This is a genomic window from Mesorhizobium sp. P5_C1 (genome assembly GCF_054049815.1).
Window position 1 is genome coordinate 1 of record NZ_JBFULQ010000651.1, and the last position, 2711, is coordinate 2711.

Genomic DNA, 2711 nt, shown 5'->3' on the forward strand with positions numbered 1-2711 from the left:
CTGCTGGCTTACGCGGCATAGTGCTCTCCTTTGAAACGCTTGAGAATTACGGGCTCAAATTTCGGACTGAGGTCGTTGATCCAGCTCGGCGGSGGCGCGTTGCAAGTCGGAAAAATCGACTGAGGCGACGATGTCACCGCGACGGTCACGCGCCCTGACGGCCCAGCCCACCGGTGCTTCACCCCGAGACAGGGCGTCTTTCCACAAATCCTCCGCCGAGCGCCTGCATTCGTCGCGCACCGCGTCCAGATCGGGAAAGACCAAGCCACCCACGTCACGGATCTCCCCATTGTCTTGATACTCAAGCCGATACTCGTCCCCCGCATCGGCTATCCGCTGTTCGCCAGAATTCTCTTCGTCGACACCAACTTTGGCGGCATGCAAAAGCATGATCTTGGATTTTTCGATCAGCTCTTCAGGGGATAAGACCGCCGGTTGCGCGACGGTAACGAGTATGTTGTCACCACCCTCGCCGCGGAATTCCACAACGTTGTTGGCAACGACGATTTCCAGAACCTCCATACCTATGCTCCCTTCACATCTGGTCGTTGTAAGGCTGTTTGGTAAGACCGACCTGCTTGGCCAACTCTGAAAACGGCGGCACGCCGGCCTCGAACTGGTTCGTGTTCGCGAGTTGCAGAAGTCGCAAAGGGAAGCAGACGGCATCGCGGTTTGCCGGTGACATGTCCTCGAACAGGCGCTCGTCGCCGGTGAACGCGGCTTCCGCGGTTTTCAAGGCCCTATCGATATCATCGATGGAGAGGAGTCCCTTGCGAACCAATGCGTTGTTGACCGCTGCGACCGCCATCAGCAGCCCCTCCAGCTGTAGGTTCGCGACGTTCATCGATTTTTCTCCATCACATACGTCCGATGGTCGGCGGGACAACGGGTCTGCTAGCTGGACGCGCCATGGGGAATCTCCTTCGGGGACGGTGGACAACTTTCCACACGAGACGAGGTTCCCGAGCCGCCATGCAATCCCGAAGCGGCCGACGCCACGCTTCTCTGACGTCAGGAATCGGTGGCAAAAGTTGAGGAAAACGAAGTCAGTCCATTCGTGGAACCGTCAGGCAGATCCCAAGTTTCATATTGCCGGGAAACGCTTATTTGGCCTGCCTTTCGCATTGTCGAGCATGTCGCAGCCAGCAAGTTATCCCGTGGCCGGCGAAGGGAAAGAGGTCGCGGGCCAGGTGGCGTTGCTTGGACGTCCACCGCAAATGAGAGCGAGACCGACGGAAAACTCGCTGTGGCAAACGAGGCAGGAAATGACGTCGAAAACGAGAACAGCCACTATCAAGCCGTATAAAGGGCCCGCCGGTGGGTGGGGCTCAGCAAAATCCGTGGCTGGTGTTCTCCTAAAAGAACATGTTCCCTTGAAAGGGAGCCGGGTGCTTTCGACCCAGAACAAGCCCGAAGGATATATGTGCGTGAGTTGCGCCTGGGCAAAGCCGGCGCAGCCGCATCCGCTGGAATTCTGCGAGAATGGCGCCAAGGCGACAGCCTGGGAAACCACGTCGCGACGTGCAGGCCCGGCGTTCTTCGACAAGCACACGCTGAGCGAACTCGAGCGATGGTCGGATCACGATCTCGAAGAGGAGGGTCGGCTGACGCACCCCATGCGCTGGGACGCTGCCAGCGACAAATATGTGCCGGTCGAATGGCCCGCAGCATTCGAAGAGATCGGCAGGGAGTTGCGCGCTCTGGACCCGCATCAGACCGATCTTTACACATCCGGGCGGGCGTCACTCGAGGCGAGCTACATGTACCAGCTATTGGCGCGGATGTACGGCTCCAACAACATGCCCGACAGCTCGAACATGTGCCATGAAAGCTCCTCCGTTGCGCTTCCCGATAGCATCGGCGCATCAATCGGCACCGCCATTTTGTCCGATTTCGAGAACACGGACTGTATATTCTATATTGCCCAGAATGTCGGGACATCGTCGCCACGCCTGCTTCATGATCTGCAAGACGCAGTCAACCGAGGCGTGAAGATTGTTACTTTCAACCTTCTGCGGGAGCGCGGCCTGGAGCGCTTCGTCAACCCGCAATCACCCGTCCAGATGCTGACCGGGAAAGAGACACCGATTTCGTCGGACTATTATCAAGTCAACAATGGCGGCGATATCGCAGCGTTGTTCGGCGTCTGCAAGTCGCTCATCGAAGCAGACGACGCCCTGAAAGCCTCCGGTCAAAACCCTGTGGCCGGACGCGATGCGACGCCAAAAGATCCGAACAATGCAGCCATGATTGCCTTTGCGGCATCGATGGCATCCGCTGCCAAGAAGCACGTTCTCGATCACGATTTCATCAAGGAACACACGACCGGCTTCGAGGAATTCGCAGCAGCTGCGCGCGCCCGGCAATGGGACGAGCTTGAGCGTGTGTCGGGGCTGACACGCGCCGAAATGAAGAAGGCCGCCGCCACCTACGCCAACTCAAACGCAGTCATGATGGTTTACGGCATGGGCCTGACACAACAGCTCATGGGCGTCGAGAACGTTCACATGGTCTGCAACCTCGCGCTGCTGCGCGGCAACATCGGCAAGCCAGGGGCGAATATTTGCGCGGTTCGCGGTCACTCCAACGTGCAGGGCCAGCGCACCGTCGGGATTACGGAGAAGCCAGGCCTGGCGCCCCTCGACAAACTTTCCGAGCTCTATGGCTTTGAGCCGCCGCAATGGACCGGTCGCTCGACGGTGGAAACGCTG

At 58.7% G+C, this 2711-nt stretch carries 3 protein-coding genes; 1 reads left to right on the forward strand and 2 read right to left on the reverse strand.

Annotation, left to right across the window (positions count from 1 at the left end; genetic code table 11):
• Positions 1–54: 54 nt before the first annotated feature.
• Positions 55–522 (reverse strand): DUF6894 family protein, encoded by a 468-nt coding sequence (locus tag ACXJ7R_RS29400; protein WP_457154892.1) that lies wholly within the window; start codon positions 520–522, stop codon positions 55–57.
• 13 nt (positions 523–535) lie between these two features.
• Positions 536–844: a hypothetical protein gene (locus ACXJ7R_RS29405; RefSeq protein WP_457154893.1), complete on the reverse strand. Its 309-nt coding sequence runs from the start codon at positions 842–844 to the stop codon at positions 536–538.
• Between the two features lie 421 nt (positions 845–1265).
• Here ACXJ7R_RS29405 and ACXJ7R_RS29410 point away from each other — a divergent pair.
• A partial coding sequence (locus ACXJ7R_RS29410; RefSeq protein ID WP_457154894.1) for an FdhF/YdeP family oxidoreductase occupies positions 1266–2711 on the forward strand: 1446 nt, incomplete at its 3' end.

Coding starts and splice junctions, on each gene's coding strand:
- ACXJ7R_RS29405 (WP_457154893.1), bottom strand. CDS start 844: ATGAACGTCGCGAACCTACAGCTGGAGGGGCTGCTGATGGCGGTCGCA.